This window comes from Yoonia vestfoldensis DSM 16212 (assembly GCF_000382265.1).
Lineage (GTDB): Bacteria > Pseudomonadota > Alphaproteobacteria > Rhodobacterales > Rhodobacteraceae > Yoonia > Yoonia vestfoldensis.
In genome coordinates, this window is sequence record NZ_KB907983.1 from 76,702 (window position 1) to 90,633 (window position 13,932).

The window sequence follows — 13,932 nt, forward strand, 5'->3', positions numbered from 1 at the left end:
GGCCGTGTCAATCAACGGCTTGCGCTACTTGGCGTCACATGGCCCTATCGGGGCATGAACGAGGCGGCAAAAGATATCGGCATGTCCCTTGCAACACTGGACAGCACCCTTTCGGTGGCCGTGCCGGGGTTTGCAGGCGCGCAAGAGGTTGCCAAATTCGGCACAGGCCAGTCGAACCCGACCTATCTGATCACCGCCGCCAGCGGGCGCTATGTCTTGCGCAGCAAGCCGCCCGGCGACCTTTTGCCCTCTGCTCATGCTGTGGACCGCGAGTTCCGCGTGATGCAGGCGCTGTCTGGCAGTAAGGTGCCGGTGCCGCGCGTGCTGCATCTAGCCGATGCCGATACATCCCCCAGCGGGCGCGCGTTTTTCGTCATGGATTATCTGGACGGGCGCATCTTCTGGGACCCTGCCTTGCCCGAGGTGCCGCAGGCGGATCGTGCCGCGATCTATGACGCGATGAACGCGGCCCTTGCGGGTTTGCATGATGTCGACGTCGCAGCCGTCGGCCTGTCGGATTTCGGCAAGCCCGGCAATTATTTCGCCCGCCAGTTGGACCGCTGGTCCCGGCAATATCTGGCCAGCGTCGCTGAACCGACGCCCGCGATGGCGCAGATCATGGCGTGGCTGAAACAGGCGATGCCCGCAGATGACGGGCAGGTGGCGCTGGTGCATGGCGACTGGCGGCTCGACAACATGATCTTTGCGCGGGGCAAGCCTGACATCTTGGGCGTGCTCGATTGGGAATTGTCCACGCTGGGCCATCCGCTGGCGGACCTTGCCTATCAATGCATGCAATGGCGGCTACCCAATGACGGCCGGATGCGGGGCCTTGGCGGGATCGACCGCGCGGCCCACGGCCTGCCGACCGAGGCGGAATATGTCGCAGCCTATGCCGCCCGGCGCGGCCTGCCTGCGATCGACAACTGGGCGTTCTATCTGGTGTTCGCGTTCTTCCGGCTGGCGGCGATCCTCGCGGGGGTTGCGGCGCGGGCAAACAGCGGCAACGCGTCAAACCCCGAACAGGCGCGGGCCTATGGGCAGGCTGTCCCGGTGCTGGCAGCGTTGGCCTTGCAGGTCATCGAAGACGGTCCTTAGCCCAGCATCACGCCGACGACGACGGTCATCAATCCGATCACCGATACGAACAGCGCCCCCAGATTGATCGGCAGCACCTTGGAAATGCGCGCGCGCAATTCAGCATCGGGTAGTTTTGCGCGCTTGGCTTTGGTCACCATCACAATGCTGTAGCCGATCCCGATCAGGCCGATCACCGACAGCAATGCGCCGATCAAGACAACGATTTCCATCATGCACCTCGTCTGTTTGGCTTGCCCTAGCGCGGCGGCGGGAGTTGCGCAAGGGTTGCGGGTCCACAGGCCACGGGCTAGGAAACGGCAACCCCGCGAGGAGAGCGCCATGAACGATTCCGTCATCGACACGACTTCAAACGTTGCCGCCGAAGAGCTGCGCCAGTTCATCGAACGGTTCGAGCGGCTGGAGGCCGAGAAAAAAGACATCGCCGACGCCCAGAAAGAAGTGATGGCCGAAGCCAAGGGGCGCGGTTACGACACCAAGGTCCTGCGCAAGATCATCGCGATCCGCAAACGCGACGCCAATGATCTGGCTGAGGAAGAAGCCGTGATGGACCTTTACATGTCCGCGCTGGGCATGTCCTGATCAATCATCGGAACGGCAGCAGCAATTCGACTCCCCGCATCGCGTCGATCACGGCAAGGTCCTGTTCGTAGAGGTCGGTCAGTTGCCCGACAAGGGGCGCGTCAAGTTCGGGCAGATCGATGTCTTCGTCGACGACATCAACCACTGCGTGTTCCGCCCAGATCGCCGCAATCATGTCGTGCTTGTCGGCATCGGTCGCAAACGGCGTCCGTGCAAGACCGTCCGCCAGCATCGCCTGACCTTCGGGGTCCAACAGCCCCGCCAACAGATCGGTACCGCCGGTGATGTGGCTTTGCAGGCTGGCTCCGGACAGGCGGCGGATCAACTGGTCCCAGAGCAGCGGCGAATCCTCGTTGCACCAGATCGTCAACGGCGTGTCGGGTGCGCCCTGCCTGATCCGGCGCACCACGTCGGACCAGCGGATTTCCTCGGGGGCCAGAACGCCGAGGGCGGCACCAAGGTTGACCTGCTGCACCCGGCGCATCGCGTCCTGCAGGAAACCGGCCGGGTTGCGGATCGCCATGAACAGGCTGATCTCGTCATCGGGGAAAAGGCGGTGCAAGCCGCGGGTCTTGGTTTCAGCCTGCGGATAGAACACGCCATGTTCGAAAATCCGGTTCGGGACGCAGATGAAATTTTCGTTGCTCAGGACCAATCGTCGCAGATCGTCGGTATCGGTGATCGCATCCAGCAGGATGTCGCGGGCGTCGGGATGCGGGTCGGCACCGGCAAGGCCTTGAATTGCCTCTCGGATCAGGCTGCGGTATTTGCCGGGTCCTGGTACGGCAATGCCCTGTTGCCACAGCACATCGGCATTCTTGAGGACCGATTTCAGCAAACGGTCTTCGTCGGTGCAATGCGCGCCGATATGAAAAGCGATCTGCATGTGGCGTCCCCGGTTTTTTGCTGCTGTACAGCATAAGCCGTATTCTGGACAGCGAAACCCGTTTCGACTAAGCGGGTTGGTATGTCCGATCAAATAAGTCAGATTTCCATCTCGCGGCCAAGCCGACGCCGGATCGACCCCTGGTCGGTCGGTGCGTTCGTCATCGCCGCAATGGTGATGATGCCGATCATCGCGGTGATCTGGTTCGCGCTGACACCGACCGAAAACATCTGGCCGCATCTGATCAGCACGACGCTGCCGCGCTATCTGTCCAACACCTTCGTGCTGATGCTGAGTGTCGGGGCCATCACGGCGGTGGTGGGCACGGGGGCTGCATGGATCGTGGTGATGTACCGCTTTCCGGGGCGGGCAGTGCTGCAATGGGCGTTGCTGATGCCGCTTGCGGTGCCGGCCTATGTGGGCGCGTATGCGTTGGTCGATTTCCTGGAATATGCAGGCCCGGTGCAGACCGCATTGCGTGATGCATTCGGCTGGCAGACACCACGCGACTATTGGTTTCCCGCGATTCGTACCCGTGAGGCAGCGATCGTGGTGCTGAGCGCGGCGCTTTATCCCTATGTCTACCTGTTGGCGCGGGCCGCATTCCGCGAACAATCCGGTGCGGCGTTCGAAGTCGCGCGCGCGCTCGGGGCAGGGGCCTGGGGCCGCTTCCTGCGGGTCGGGCTGCCGCTCGCGCGCCCTGCGATTGCCGCCGCCGTCGCCATCGTGATGATGGAAACGGTCAACGATTACGGCACGGTCGATTATTTCGCCGTGCAGACGCTGACGACAGGTATTTTTTCGGTCTGGTTGCAGGCGGGAAATCTCGGCGGCGCCGCGCAGCTCGCCGCCACGATGCTGAGCGTGATTGTCCTGCTCGTGCTTGCCGAAAAGCTGAGCCGTCGCAAGATCCGGTTTTTCGGCTCGGCGCGGGGCGCGCGGCCCGTCGCGCCAGAGCTTTTGTCAGGCTGGCGGGCCTGGACCGCGACAGCGCTGTGTCTTTTTCCGGTGCTCCTCGGCTTTGTGCTGCCGCTGGCCGTGATCCTCAGCCATGCGTTCAATGCCGATACCTGGTTGACGCCGGGTCTGCGCCGCGCCGTCATGCATACCGTGACGGTCGGCGGGATCGCCGCAGTGCTGACCGTCGCGGGGGGCGTTTTCATGGTCTATGGTGTGCGGATGTCGCGGCACCGTCTGCCTGCGCTTTTGATGCCCGTGACGGCGATCGGCTATGCCGCGCCAGGTGCGGTGCTGGGGCTTGGCATCCTCGTGCCGCTGGCGTCCTTCGACAACCGGCTGGCCGATGCGGTGGTCGCAGCGGGGTTCAGTGATCCGGGGCTGATCTTCACCGGCTCGGCGGCGGCGCTGGTGCTGGCCTATATCGTGCGGTTCTTCGCCATCGCTCAAGGGGCGGCAGATGCCGCGTTGGGGCGCGTGTCGCCCAGCTTGCCGATGGCGGCACGCTCTCTGGGGCGGACGGCAGGCGGGACCTTGCGTGCGGTGCACATGCCGCTGGTGCGTGCCTCGCTGGGGTCCGCGCTGTTGCTGGTCTTCGTCGACATCGTCAAGGAACTGCCCGCCACCCTGTTGCTGCGGCCTTTCAATTACGAAACGCTGGCGACGCGGGTGCATGCAAAAGCTGCTCTGGAAAACCTGTCAGAAGCCGCACCCGCCGCGCTGATGATCACGCTCGTGGGGCTGGCGGCGGTGGCCTTGCTGGCGCGCACCAACCGCTGACGACAGGCGACAGAGATTTTGCATATTTTCCGCCAGATCGGCATTGCCAGAGAGCATTTCTCCCTGCTATACGCCCGCCACCGGGGCGGTTAACCCCGCACCAGTGCCCCTATAGCTCAGCTGGTAGAGCAACTGATTTGTAATCAGTAGGTCCGCGGTTCGAGTCCGTGTGGGGGCACCATTTTCCGAATGATCATCAAAGTCATCATGGGCGCGACACACCTGCGAATGTTGTGATCGGCTCGCTGTGCGCGGCCGGTCTGTCAGGTCGGCGCGTGAACGACGGGGTCAGGCGCCGACGAGCGGCACAGCGTTCTTTGCGTGGCGCTCTGACAGGTTGCGTCCTTGTCGTCCGGGGACAAGATGGCGTGCCGCGATCGCCCGGTGACCGTCGTCTGCCAGTTCCGGAAACAACGCCATGATTTCCGCCCGCGCTGCGGGGCTGACAGCTTTCAGTGCCTCTGCTCCGGTAAACAGCGATTCGGTCAACGCGCCGTTGGAAATGACGATTTCATGCTGGTCGAACAGCAGGTGGACATAGGTCACAACCCCGGCGTCCGCCACCTGTTCTATGCCATCAAGCCCGCGCAATTGTTTCGCGGCAACCAGCACCTCGGCCGCGTCGAACATGCGTTGCGCCACTTTCGACCGGACCAGAATACGATGTTGCGGCGAGACCAGCAGATCTTCGGCAGGCTGGTTGTTTCCCAGTGCGCCGGCCTTGATCCGGATCGGGCAAAGAGCGGGGCAGTCCGCAACATCGATAGTGACCTGACCCGTCCAGCGCAACGGTTTGGCCCCATGGTCCAGCGTCGTGACAAGCTCGCCGGGGCGCAATGTCTCGACCCGGCGCAGGTTGTCCGGCGTGACGATCAGCGTGCCTGCGGTAAAGCAGGGCACAAAATTATTGACGGGCCGGTCCTGCAAAAAATTCACCGTCGTGGCGTTTTCGATGCTGTTGAGCCTGATCGACCGGATCGGCCCGGCTTCTAGCCGCGCGATATCCGTTGCCGAGATCGAGGGTGCCAGGAACAGGTCGCCGCTTGTCGTCTGGATCAGGCGCGCGGCGATATTGGCCGGTGGGCGCCCGTCGGCATAGGTGATCGTCGCAAGGTAATAGACGGCGGTGTCGTGGGTATAGATCTCCGGCGTTCCGTCCCGGTTCAGATCGATCCGGTAGGTATCGTTGCGAAAGCTATTGTCGTTGTCCATCACCGCCTGACCGGCGTTCAATGTGCCGTTGGGCTGCACGATGGCCTGGGCCTGATAGACTTGGCGGTTGAGCGGGTCGGCGGCAGACCCGAATGTCCGCCCGACAAGCCCGTTGGCGTTTTCTGCCACGATGTTGCGGTTGTTACCGCTTCCTTCCGTCGGGTCGAGAAACAGACCGGGATTGCCCAGATAGATCACGTTCCAAGTCGTTGCCATCGCGCCTTCTTTCTGTGTGCTGCATCACCCGCAGCCACGAAAGCACAGGCCAAAGAGTTGCACGCTGCGCTACAGCTTTTCGAGACGCGCGGGAATGTAGCGTATGCATCTGCTGGCGGTGACGTTGCGACAGACAAGCGGTGGCTTTCATCATGCGGTGCGCTAGCTTTGACGGGTCTGACCAAGAGAAGAACCCGATGCCCCCCCTCCCACGTGAGAACGTCCAGTCCTATCCGCGTCCGCCCGCACTTGAAGCCGTGCCGCAGCGGGTCCTGATCCGGTTGGGCGGTGTGATCGTGGCGCAGACGACGCGGGCCTTGCGGGTGCTCGAAACCCATCATGCGCCGACCTATTATCTGCCCCCAGAAGATGTACAGGCGACCCTCCGCCCTGCTGCGGGCAGCAGTTTTTGCGAATGGAAAGGCGCTGCGCGGTATTTCGATGTCGTCGCAGGCGACACGACAGCCCTGCGTGCTGCTTGGGCCTATGCCACCCCTACCGCGCGGTTCCTGCCACTGGCAGGCTACATCGCCTTCTACGCGGCACAGATGGACGAGGCTTGGGTCGGCGATCTGCGGGTGACGCCGCAGCCCGGCGATTTCTATGGCGGCTGGGTCACGCCCAATCTGGACGGGCAGATCAAGGGCGCACCCGGCACCCGTCACTGGTGACGCTTAGGCGTCGCCCCGCAGCGCGGCCACATGCGCCCAGACGGCCGAGATCACGACAGAGCCTTCGCCGACAGACGAGGCGACACGTTTGACCGACCCCGCGCGCACGTCGCCAACTTCAAAAATGCCCGGACAGGACGCCGCATGGTCGCCATCGGTGATGACAAAGCCCTTGGCGTCCAGATCGACAAGTCCCGCCAACCAGCCCGTATTGGGTGCCGCACCGACCATGATGAACAGGCCAGCGGCGGGCAGGTGCCTTTCGCCCGACGGATCGCGGAGTGTCACGCCGTCCAGCCGGGTGTCACCGTGCAGGGCGGTGACCTGCGCGTTGAAATGCAGCGTGATCGCGGGGTTCTTGCGGATCCGTTCGATCAGGTAATCCGACATCGACGCGGCCAGCGAAGGGCCGCGCACCACCAGATGTACCTCTGCCGCGCGGCGGCTGAGGTACATCGCAGCCTGGCCCGCTGAATTGCCGCCTCCGACGATCACGGCGGACCGGCCCTGAACATGCCGCGCCTCAAGCTCGGTCGCGGCATAGGACACGCCCGCGCCTTCGAGGTCTTCAAGCCGCTCGAGCGGCAGGCGCCGGTATTGCACGCCGGTAGCGACGACGATGGACAGCGCGTTGACCTTGACGCCGTCATCAAGCGTGACGCTGAACCCGCGCGCGGCAGGGGCCACACCCGTCACGCGGCGCGGCACGGCAAAGCGGGTGCCGAATTTCAGCGCCTGAATTTCACCACGCGCACACAGGTCTGCCCCTGAAATGCCGGTGGGAAAGCCCATGTAATTCTCGATCCGCGACGATGTCGCTGCCTGTCCACCGACGGCGAGTTCATCGACCACCAGCGCGCACAACCCTTCGGCACCGGCATAGACGGCTGCGGCCAGCCCCGCGGGCCCCGCGCCGACGATCACGACGTCGAAGGCGGCATCCGCCTCGACCGCGAGGTCCAGCCCCATGTGCCGCGCCAGCATCCGCGGTGTCGGATCGGTCAGCACTGTGCGTTCGCCCAGCACCACACCCGGCCCGTCGGACGGAATACCGCACCGCGTGGCGAGCGCCAGCGCCTCGGGGCTGCCGATGGCAAGGGCCCGGAAAGGAATACGATTCTGCGCGGCGAAGGCCTCGATCCGGCCCACGGCGCGGTCATCCTCAGCGCCGATCAGGGTCAGCCCGGCCTGCCCGCTTTCGATCAGGCGTCGGCGGCGGGCGGCCAGAACCGTGATGATGATATCGCTCATCTCGGGGATGTCGGCCATCGCCTGCAACATCGCGGCGCGCGGCACCCGAATGGCGGTCAACGCGGTCTGGGCGCGGTTCGTCAGTTGCGCAGTCCCGCCGCTGAGAAAGCTCATCTCGCCGGTGAATTGCGTCGGACCCAGCGTTGCATTGCCATAGCGCGTCCCGCTGACCTCGTCCTAGGCGGCGGCTTCCCCTTCGAGGATATAGAAGATCGCCTCGTTCGTGGCGCCGAAAGTGACCATGGTTTCGCCTGCCGCGAAATGCACGATCTCACCGATGCCGCGCAGATGCGCAACATGGGCATCCGACAGCGGGGTGCGCACATAGGTCAGCAGGTCGACGGCAGCGCTTTCCATGGGCCCGGTCCTTTGCGGCGAATGCTTTCGTGTGCGCTAGCATATGCCGCGTGACCGATTTGGCAATCCTGCAAGGGACGGGGTGGCCAGCCTCAGAGCACCATCCGCAACAGCGCCTGCGACGGCTCTGCGGTTACCGGCAGCCCCTGCGCGCGCTGGAAGGCCTCGATCGCGCGGGTGGTGTTTGCACCGATCACGCCGTCTGCGCCTTGCGTGTCGAAGCCGCGCCGCGTCAAACCGTTCTGCAATGCGATGCGGTCCGGTTTGGTCAGACCGAAACGGTCGGGCGGAAAAGGCATCCGCAACGGCCCGTCGCCTGCGATCCGGTCGGCCAGATGGCCCACCCCGATCGCATAGGCATCGGAATTGTTGTAGCGTTTGATCGCGCGGAAATTGCCCGTCGTGCTAAAGCGCGGCCCGCCCGGTTGCGGTTCCAGCGCGCCATTCGGGTCCTCGCGCCCCCAGCTTGTGCCGGTCTGCCAGCCGCTGCGGGCCAGATAGTTGGCGGCACTGGCCAGCGCGTCGGACGGATCATCCGCCCAGATATCGCGCCGCCCGTCGCCGGTGAAATCCACCGCGAATTGCGCGAATGTCGTGGGGATGAACTGCGTATGCCCCATAGCACCTGCCCATGATCCGGTCATGCGCGCGGGGCTGATGTCGCCCGCCTGCAGGATGCGCAGGGCCGCCAGTGTCTGGGCCTCGAAGAACGCGCCGCGACGGCCTTCGTAAGCAAGTGTCGATGTGGCCGCGATCACCGGAATGTCGCCTTGGCGTTCGCCGTAAAAGCTTTCCAGCCCCCAGATCGCGGTCACGATATAGCGGTTCACGCCATAGCGCGCCTCGATTGCGTTCAGCACGGGCGCATGGCGGGCATAGGCGGCGCGGCCTTTGGTGATCCGTTCGTCAGAGGCGGCGATGGCCAGATAATCCTCCAGGCTGCGGCGGAATTCGGTCTGGTTGCGGTCGCGCGTGACGACACCGGGCAGAAAGCCCGCGTTGCGGAAGGCCGCGTCAAAGGTCGCGGGTGACACGCCCTGTGCCGTGGCCCGCCCGCGAAAACCGGCCACCCAGGCGTCATAGGCCGCATCGCGCTGCGGCAGCAGATCGGGTGGCGTCGTATTGGCGGCGGGCCGGGCCATTGTCACCGTCGTGCGCGGCGTGCTGGCGCATCCGGCCAACAGGCTTGCGCCGAGGCCCGCGATGATGAAACGTCTGTTTGTGGTCATGTGCTGCTCTCGTTCTGTTCTGTTTTCTGCGACCTTACCGGCTTATGGCACAGGTACAATCCTGCCTTGGCGGGGCAGGCGGCGCCTTGCCGCAATTTACACAAAGTTTTGCATTCAGGTCTGCCCAAGGCTCTGGCATGTGACAGCACAAAGAGGAGGGCCGACAGGGTGCCAGTGATTATCTGTGCCACATGGAATATTCACCGCGCAAAGGGGCGCGACGGCCGCGTCGATCCCGGCAGGGTGGCCGAAGCGATCACGCGCGACCTCAGCCCGCTTGGCCGGCAGCAGGTGCTCGCCTTGCAAGAGGCCGATGGCGAATGCCCGCCGCATGCAGGTATCCTTGATCTTGAGCGGATCGAGGCAGAGACAGGCCTGCGCCATGTCCACCGTGACGCCCATATGCGCTGGGGGCCGCAGAGCCACGGTTTTCTGGGGTCGATCCTGTTTCTGGACCCAGCAATCACCGTCACGGCGCTGGATGTCATCGACCTGCCCGGCCATTGCCACCGGGGCGCCGTTGTCGTCGAAACACTGCAAGGCGGGGTCGCCTGCCGGATCATGACGATGCATCTGTCACTGTCGCAGCCGTTGCGGATCGTGCAGATGCGCATCATCGGGCAGTACCTGCGCCGCCGCCCCGCGATGCAGACCCTGCTCTTGGGCGATTTGAACGAATGGCGGCCGTGGTCAGGGCTTGCATTCTCGCGGCGCCTGCTCGGGCGGCAGTTCGCAGGCGGGGTCAGGCGGACTTTTCCGGCGCATCGCCCCCTTTTGCCGCTTGACCGGATATTGTCGGACAGGGCAGGGGCGGTGCAGGATCTGCAGGTGGTGGACACGCCTGCGATCCGCGCGGCGTCCGATCATCTGCCGCTGACGGCGCGGGTGGCGCTGGCGTAAAAGGGGCGCTGCCCCTTGCCCCGGACAGGTCCGGGACAAGCTGAGTATTTGCGGAAAAAAGAAGTCGTTAGGTGCGCCAGAACGGCCAGATGCGCCCGAAGACGCCGTCGCGCAGCACCAGCGCGTGATGCAGCGCCGCGCCGATATGCAGCGCCATCACCGCCAGCAGGACGTAGCGGCCGTAAAAATGCATCGATTTGGCAATTTCCGCGATGGCCTCGTTGCGCGGCAACAGCGGGTGCAGCCCCACGGCACCGAGCGCTTCGATCGGGAAACCGCCCATCGAGACGCGCACATAGCCGGTGATCGTCATGAAAAAGACCATGACGTACAAAAGGATATGGGTCATCCCCGCCGCGTTTTTCTGCCATGCCGGCATGTGGGCGGGCAAAGGTGCGGGCGGATTGACCGCGCGGTAGATCAACCGCACCACCATCAGCAAAAGGATCAGCACCCCAAGGTTCTTGTGCAGAATGAATAACGCGTTCTGTGTGCTGCGGTCCAGCCCGTCGGACACCATGATCCCGCCTACGGGCAGCATCACAATGATCGCGATGGCCAGACTCCAGTGCAGAACCCGTGCGGGGATGCGATAGCCGTTTTGCATGCAGAACTCCTTTTGTGTCAGCAAAGGATGGTCGCGCGTTTGTGTCAACCCGGCACATGATCGCCGTTGACTTGCCCCGGACGATGCTATGTCTGGTCATATGGTTGTTACACTTGCCCAAAACGCCGAAAAGGCACATCGAGGCCGCAAGGCACATGATCCGTTGCTGGCGCGTTTCTGCCTGCTGGCATTGGTGAACCTGTGGCTGCTTGCGATGCTGGTGTTCGGGCTTTTTGGCGCGGATCGCCCGGCATTCTGGACGGGCGGCGCGCTGGCGTTCGGGCTGTATCTGGGGCTGAACGGGGTCCTGCTGCGCGGCCTGATCCGCCATTATCCGCATGAACGTCTTGGGCTGTGCAACGTTGTGACACATTTCCGGGCAACGCTGACCGCCGGGCTGGCTGCGGTGTTGCCCACCGCGCAGGCCCTGACCACCGATCCTGTCTTGGCATGGAGCGTTGTGGCCATCGCCACGATCGCGCTGGCCTGTGACGGGATCGACGGCTGGGCCGCGCGCCGGTCGGGGCTTGCCAGCAGCCTTGGAGCCCGGTTCGACATGGAAGTCGATTCACTGCTTGCGCTGATCCTGGCCCTGATTGTCTGGCAGACCGGCAAGGTCGGGGATTGGGTGCTGTTCTTGGGGCTGATGCGCTATCTTTTCGTCGCGGCGATGTGGCTGATGCCATGGCTGAACCGCCCAACGCCGCAGCGTTTCAGCGGCAAGCTGGTGTGCGTCATCCAGATCGCTGCGCTGATCGCGCTGCTTGCCCCTGTGGTCACCGGGCTTTGGGCTGTCGGATTGGCTGGCACCGCCCTCGCGCTGGTGATCTGGTCCTTTGGCGTGGATATCCGCTTTCTCTGGCAGACGCGGGCCGCATGACCCTTGCGCTGCGCCGCATCGCCGGATTGGCGGCCGCCGCTGCCTTGCTGCATCTGGTGCTGATCCAGCCGAACCATCCCAATGCGATGACATGGGGCGCGCTTTGGCTTTTTCCGTTGGAACTGCCTGTGATCCTTTTGGCGCTGCTGGCCTTGCCGGGCCGGGCGCTGGTGTTTCGCGCCCTGCTGATCGCGGTGCTGAGCCTTGTCGTCATCCTCAAGCTGGCGGATTACGCGAATTTCATGGCCTACAACCGCGTGTTCAATCCGGCCACCGACATGGGGCTGATCCGCGCGGCCTATGAACTTGGGACAGGCGCGCTTGGTCCTGTTCTGGGCAATCTGGCGGCGGTCGCGGCGGGGGTGGTCCCGTTCGTTCTGGCAGGCACGCTCTGGTGGGCGACGGGGCGCTGGGTGCGGTTGCAACCGCCACCGCGCTGGGCGCTGCTGTGGCGGGGCGGCTTTGGCGCGCTGGCGGTAGTCGCCGCCGCCGTGATGGTGGGCCAGATCGGGGCGGCCAAAGGGCAATGGTCGCTGCCCGTCAAGCCGCTGGGGGCCGCGTTTTCCGCGCGGCTGGCTTATGACCGTGTGGACCTTTACCGCGCGACGCAGGCCGAGCTTGTGGCCTTTGTCGCAGCCGCGGAAAACGATCCTTTCGCCGCGGCAAGCCCGCTGTTCGACCGGCTGGCTGGCCGAGACGTCGTGTTCATTTTCATCGAAAGCTATGGGCGCGCGAGTTTCGACAACCCGCTTTACATCCCGACCCACAGCGCAACCCTGCGCGCCGCGGAAACAGAGCTGGCACAGATCGACGGCATCGCCATGCGCTCGGGCTGGATGACCGCGCCGATGACCGGCGGGCAAAGCTGGCTTGCGCATACCTCCGTCGCCTCTGGCCTCTGGATCAGTAACCAGATCCGGTATCGTGCGCTGCTGGCCAGTCCGCGCAAGACGCTGTTCCAGCTGGCGACCGAGGCGGGCTATCACACCGCGACCGTGGTGCCTGCGATCACCCGCGACTGGCCCGAAGGGCCGCGCATCGGGTTCGAGACGATTTTGGCAAAGGATGATCTGGGCTATCAGGGCCTGCCCTTCAACTGGGTGACGATGCCCGACCAGTTCACGCTGACAGCCTATGACCGGCTGCTGGCGCAAGCGCCGCGCGACGGGCGGCCGCTTTTTGCGGAAATCTCGCTTATTTCGTCACATGCGCCTTGGGTGCCGGTGCCCGAGTTGATCGACTGGGACGATGTCGGCGACGGCACCGTGTTCAACGAGATCGCGCAGTCGGACGATCCCCCCAACGTGGTCTGGCGCGACCATGACCGCGTGCGCGACCAGTATCGCAAGGCCGTCGATTACGCACTACAAACCAGCCTGTCCTATGTCGCGCGGCAGGGCGAGGATATGCCGCTGTTCATCATTCTGGGCGATCATCAGGCGGCGGGTTTTGTAGCGCAAGGCCCCAGTTTCGACGTGCCGGTCCATTTGATCGGCCCGTCAGAGGTCGTCGCTATGATCGACCAATGGGGCTGGACGCCGGGCCTGTTGCCCGACGAGACGCTGTCCGCGTGGTCGATGGACCTGTTTCGCGACAGGTTTTTGCGGGCCTATTCGACGGGGGTGCCGTAGGGGGGCTATGCGGACTAAGCTCACGTCTGAGTAGACGGTTGGAAGGTCTGCACCCCCCCTTTCCGCCACTCCAACATAGATGTACGAAGTTACCGACACACCCTAGAGCCACCAGAGTAAAAATGTATTCAACCTCCGAAGCTAAGCGACTACTTTGGTTTCACTTATTAAACCTCACGATATCAATACCGGTCGCGCTTGTACTGCCGTTGAACATATCTGGCTTCAACGTAGCCTATCTATTTTTTCCTTTGAAAGTAATCGCGCTTCTTTACTTCAACGAGTTTCCAGCGAAGAAAGACCCATTCAGCGTTGCATTCTTTACCATCGCTTGTATTGAGATCGCTTTAATGTTTCTGACAGGTTCCTTCTCCATCTTTACCTTCTTGACCTGACGCTTTTGATTGAGGAGGTATTTTATGCTTATCTGGGCCGTTTGCCCGCTGCTCAGCATTCGGTAGGTCGGGTCAACAGCAGACTTGCGGCGGTGCAGCGTGCCAATTTACACCCGACCGGCATCAGTGCGGCACAAAGCCGTCCTTGCCTGAGATCTGATGTGCCCGTAAAGTTTCCCCATTCGGGATCAGGGTCAGAATGGCACTAATCAAATTCTGCGTCATAGCTGGCCTAGCCACGCTCCCAATTCCAATCTTCGGATTCTTTGGGTTCCGTAGG

General features: G+C 63.4%; 14 protein-coding genes and 1 tRNA gene. 8 read left to right on the forward strand and 7 right to left on the reverse strand.

Annotated features, from left to right (window positions below):
• Positions 1–54: 54 nt before the first annotated feature.
• Positions 55–1,098, forward strand: coding sequence for a phosphotransferase (locus tag H147_RS0112410; protein ID WP_026352475.1), 1,044 nt, complete (start codon positions 55–57; stop codon positions 1,096–1,098).
• On the opposite strand, the gene H147_RS0112415 is transcribed toward H147_RS0112410, so the two are convergent.
• Positions 1,095–1,313: a hypothetical protein gene (locus tag H147_RS0112415; RefSeq protein ID WP_019955693.1), complete on the reverse strand. Its 219-nt coding sequence runs from the start codon at positions 1,311–1,313 to the stop codon at positions 1,095–1,097. The genes H147_RS0112410 and H147_RS0112415 overlap by 4 nt on opposite strands.
• A 106-nt stretch (positions 1,314–1,419) precedes the next feature.
• On the opposite strand from H147_RS0112415, the gene H147_RS0112420 reads away from it, so the two are divergent.
• Positions 1,420–1,680 carry a DUF2312 domain-containing protein gene (locus tag H147_RS0112420; RefSeq protein ID WP_019955694.1) on the forward strand — a complete coding sequence of 87 codons (261 nt, stop codon included), beginning with the start codon at positions 1,420–1,422 and terminating at the stop codon, positions 1,678–1,680.
• 4 nt (positions 1,681–1,684) lie between these two features.
• Here the strand turns inward: H147_RS0112420 and H147_RS0112425 are convergent, their stop codons facing one another.
• Complete coding sequence (locus H147_RS0112425) at positions 1,685–2,566, reverse strand: hypothetical protein (RefSeq protein WP_019955695.1); 882 nt, start codon at positions 2,564–2,566, stop codon at positions 1,685–1,687.
• A gap of 81 nt (positions 2,567–2,647) precedes the next feature.
• On the opposite strand from H147_RS0112425, the gene H147_RS0112430 reads away from it, so the two are divergent.
• Positions 2,648–4,303, forward strand: a complete 1,656-nt coding sequence (locus tag H147_RS0112430) for an ABC transporter permease (protein WP_051108208.1) — start codon at positions 2,648–2,650, stop codon at positions 4,301–4,303.
• Between the two features lie 105 nt (positions 4,304–4,408).
• Positions 4,409–4,484 (forward strand) — tRNA-Thr (locus tag H147_RS0112435).
• A gap of 107 nt (positions 4,485–4,591) precedes the next feature.
• Here the strand turns inward: H147_RS0112435 and H147_RS20535 are convergent.
• Positions 4,592–5,731, reverse strand: coding sequence for a Hint domain-containing protein (locus tag H147_RS20535; RefSeq protein ID WP_019955698.1), 1,140 nt, complete (start codon positions 5,729–5,731; stop codon positions 4,592–4,594).
• A 197-nt stretch (positions 5,732–5,928) separates the two neighbouring features.
• Between H147_RS20535 and H147_RS0112445 the strand changes: the two genes are divergently transcribed.
• Positions 5,929–6,402, forward strand: coding sequence for a DUF427 domain-containing protein (locus H147_RS0112445; protein ID WP_019955699.1), 474 nt, complete (start codon positions 5,929–5,931; stop codon positions 6,400–6,402).
• A 3-nt stretch (positions 6,403–6,405) separates the two neighbouring features.
• On the opposite strand, the gene H147_RS19700 is transcribed toward H147_RS0112445, so the two are convergent.
• The 3 genes from H147_RS19700 to H147_RS0112455 form a co-directional block, all read right to left on the reverse strand.
• Positions 6,406–7,767, reverse strand: a complete 1,362-nt coding sequence (locus H147_RS19700) for an FAD-dependent oxidoreductase (RefSeq protein ID WP_019955700.1) — start codon at positions 7,765–7,767, stop codon at positions 6,406–6,408.
• 63 nt (positions 7,768–7,830) lie between these two features.
• Positions 7,831–8,010, reverse strand: a complete 180-nt coding sequence (locus tag H147_RS21360; RefSeq protein WP_019955701.1) for a cyclic nucleotide-binding domain-containing protein — start codon at positions 8,008–8,010, stop codon at positions 7,831–7,833.
• A gap of 92 nt (positions 8,011–8,102) precedes the next feature.
• Positions 8,103–9,239: a lytic murein transglycosylase gene (locus tag H147_RS0112455; RefSeq protein ID WP_019955702.1), complete on the reverse strand. Its 1,137-nt coding sequence runs from the start codon at positions 9,237–9,239 to the stop codon at positions 8,103–8,105.
• Positions 9,240–9,407: 168 nt separating this feature from the next.
• Between H147_RS0112455 and H147_RS0112460 the strand changes: the two genes are divergently transcribed.
• Entirely contained in the window at positions 9,408–10,139 is a 732-nt protein-coding gene (locus H147_RS0112460; protein WP_245541143.1) for an endonuclease/exonuclease/phosphatase family protein, read from the forward strand.
• Positions 10,140–10,206: 67 nt separating this feature from the next.
• Here H147_RS0112460 and H147_RS0112465 read toward each other — a convergent pair whose 3' ends face one another.
• On the reverse strand, positions 10,207–10,746 hold the full coding sequence (locus H147_RS0112465; RefSeq protein WP_019955704.1) for a cytochrome b: 540 nt from the start codon (positions 10,744–10,746) through the stop codon (positions 10,207–10,209).
• 100 nt (positions 10,747–10,846) lie between these two features.
• Here H147_RS0112465 and H147_RS19705 point away from each other — a divergent pair, with 100 nt between their 5' ends.
• On the forward strand, positions 10,847–11,626 hold the full coding sequence (locus H147_RS19705) for a CDP-alcohol phosphatidyltransferase family protein (RefSeq protein WP_019955705.1): 780 nt from the start codon (positions 10,847–10,849) through the stop codon (positions 11,624–11,626).
• Positions 11,623–13,257 (forward strand): sulfatase-like hydrolase/transferase, encoded by a 1,635-nt coding sequence (locus H147_RS0112475; protein ID WP_019955706.1) that lies wholly within the window; start codon positions 11,623–11,625, stop codon positions 13,255–13,257. Before H147_RS19705 ends, H147_RS0112475 begins: the two co-directional genes overlap by 4 nt.
• Positions 13,258–13,932: the final 675 nt, after the last annotated feature.

Coding starts and splice junctions, on each gene's coding strand:
- H147_RS0112410 (WP_026352475.1), top strand. CDS start 55: ATGAACGAGGCGGCAAAAGATATCGGCATGTCCCTTGCAACACTGGAC.
- H147_RS0112415 (WP_019955693.1), bottom strand. CDS start 1,313: ATGATGGAAATCGTTGTCTTGATCGGCGCATTGCTGTCGGTGATCGGC.
- H147_RS0112420 (WP_019955694.1), top strand. CDS start 1,420: ATGAACGATTCCGTCATCGACACGACTTCAAACGTTGCCGCCGAAGAG.
- H147_RS0112425 (WP_019955695.1), bottom strand. CDS start 2,566: ATGCAGATCGCTTTTCATATCGGCGCGCATTGCACCGACGAAGACCGT.
- H147_RS0112430 (WP_051108208.1), top strand. CDS start 2,648: ATGTCCGATCAAATAAGTCAGATTTCCATCTCGCGGCCAAGCCGACGC.
- H147_RS20535 (WP_019955698.1), bottom strand. CDS start 5,731: ATGGCAACGACTTGGAACGTGATCTATCTGGGCAATCCCGGTCTGTTT.
- H147_RS0112445 (WP_019955699.1), top strand. CDS start 5,929: ATGCCCCCCCTCCCACGTGAGAACGTCCAGTCCTATCCGCGTCCGCCC.
- H147_RS19700 (WP_019955700.1), bottom strand. CDS start 7,767: ATGAGCTTTCTCAGCGGCGGGACTGCGCAACTGACGAACCGCGCCCAG.
- H147_RS21360 (WP_019955701.1), bottom strand. CDS start 8,010: ATGGAAAGCGCTGCCGTCGACCTGCTGACCTATGTGCGCACCCCGCTG.
- H147_RS0112455 (WP_019955702.1), bottom strand. CDS start 9,239: ATGACCACAAACAGACGTTTCATCATCGCGGGCCTCGGCGCAAGCCTG.
- H147_RS0112465 (WP_019955704.1), bottom strand. CDS start 10,746: ATGCAAAACGGCTATCGCATCCCCGCACGGGTTCTGCACTGGAGTCTG.
- H147_RS19705 (WP_019955705.1), top strand. CDS start 10,847: ATGGTTGTTACACTTGCCCAAAACGCCGAAAAGGCACATCGAGGCCGC.
- H147_RS0112475 (WP_019955706.1), top strand. CDS start 11,623: ATGACCCTTGCGCTGCGCCGCATCGCCGGATTGGCGGCCGCCGCTGCC.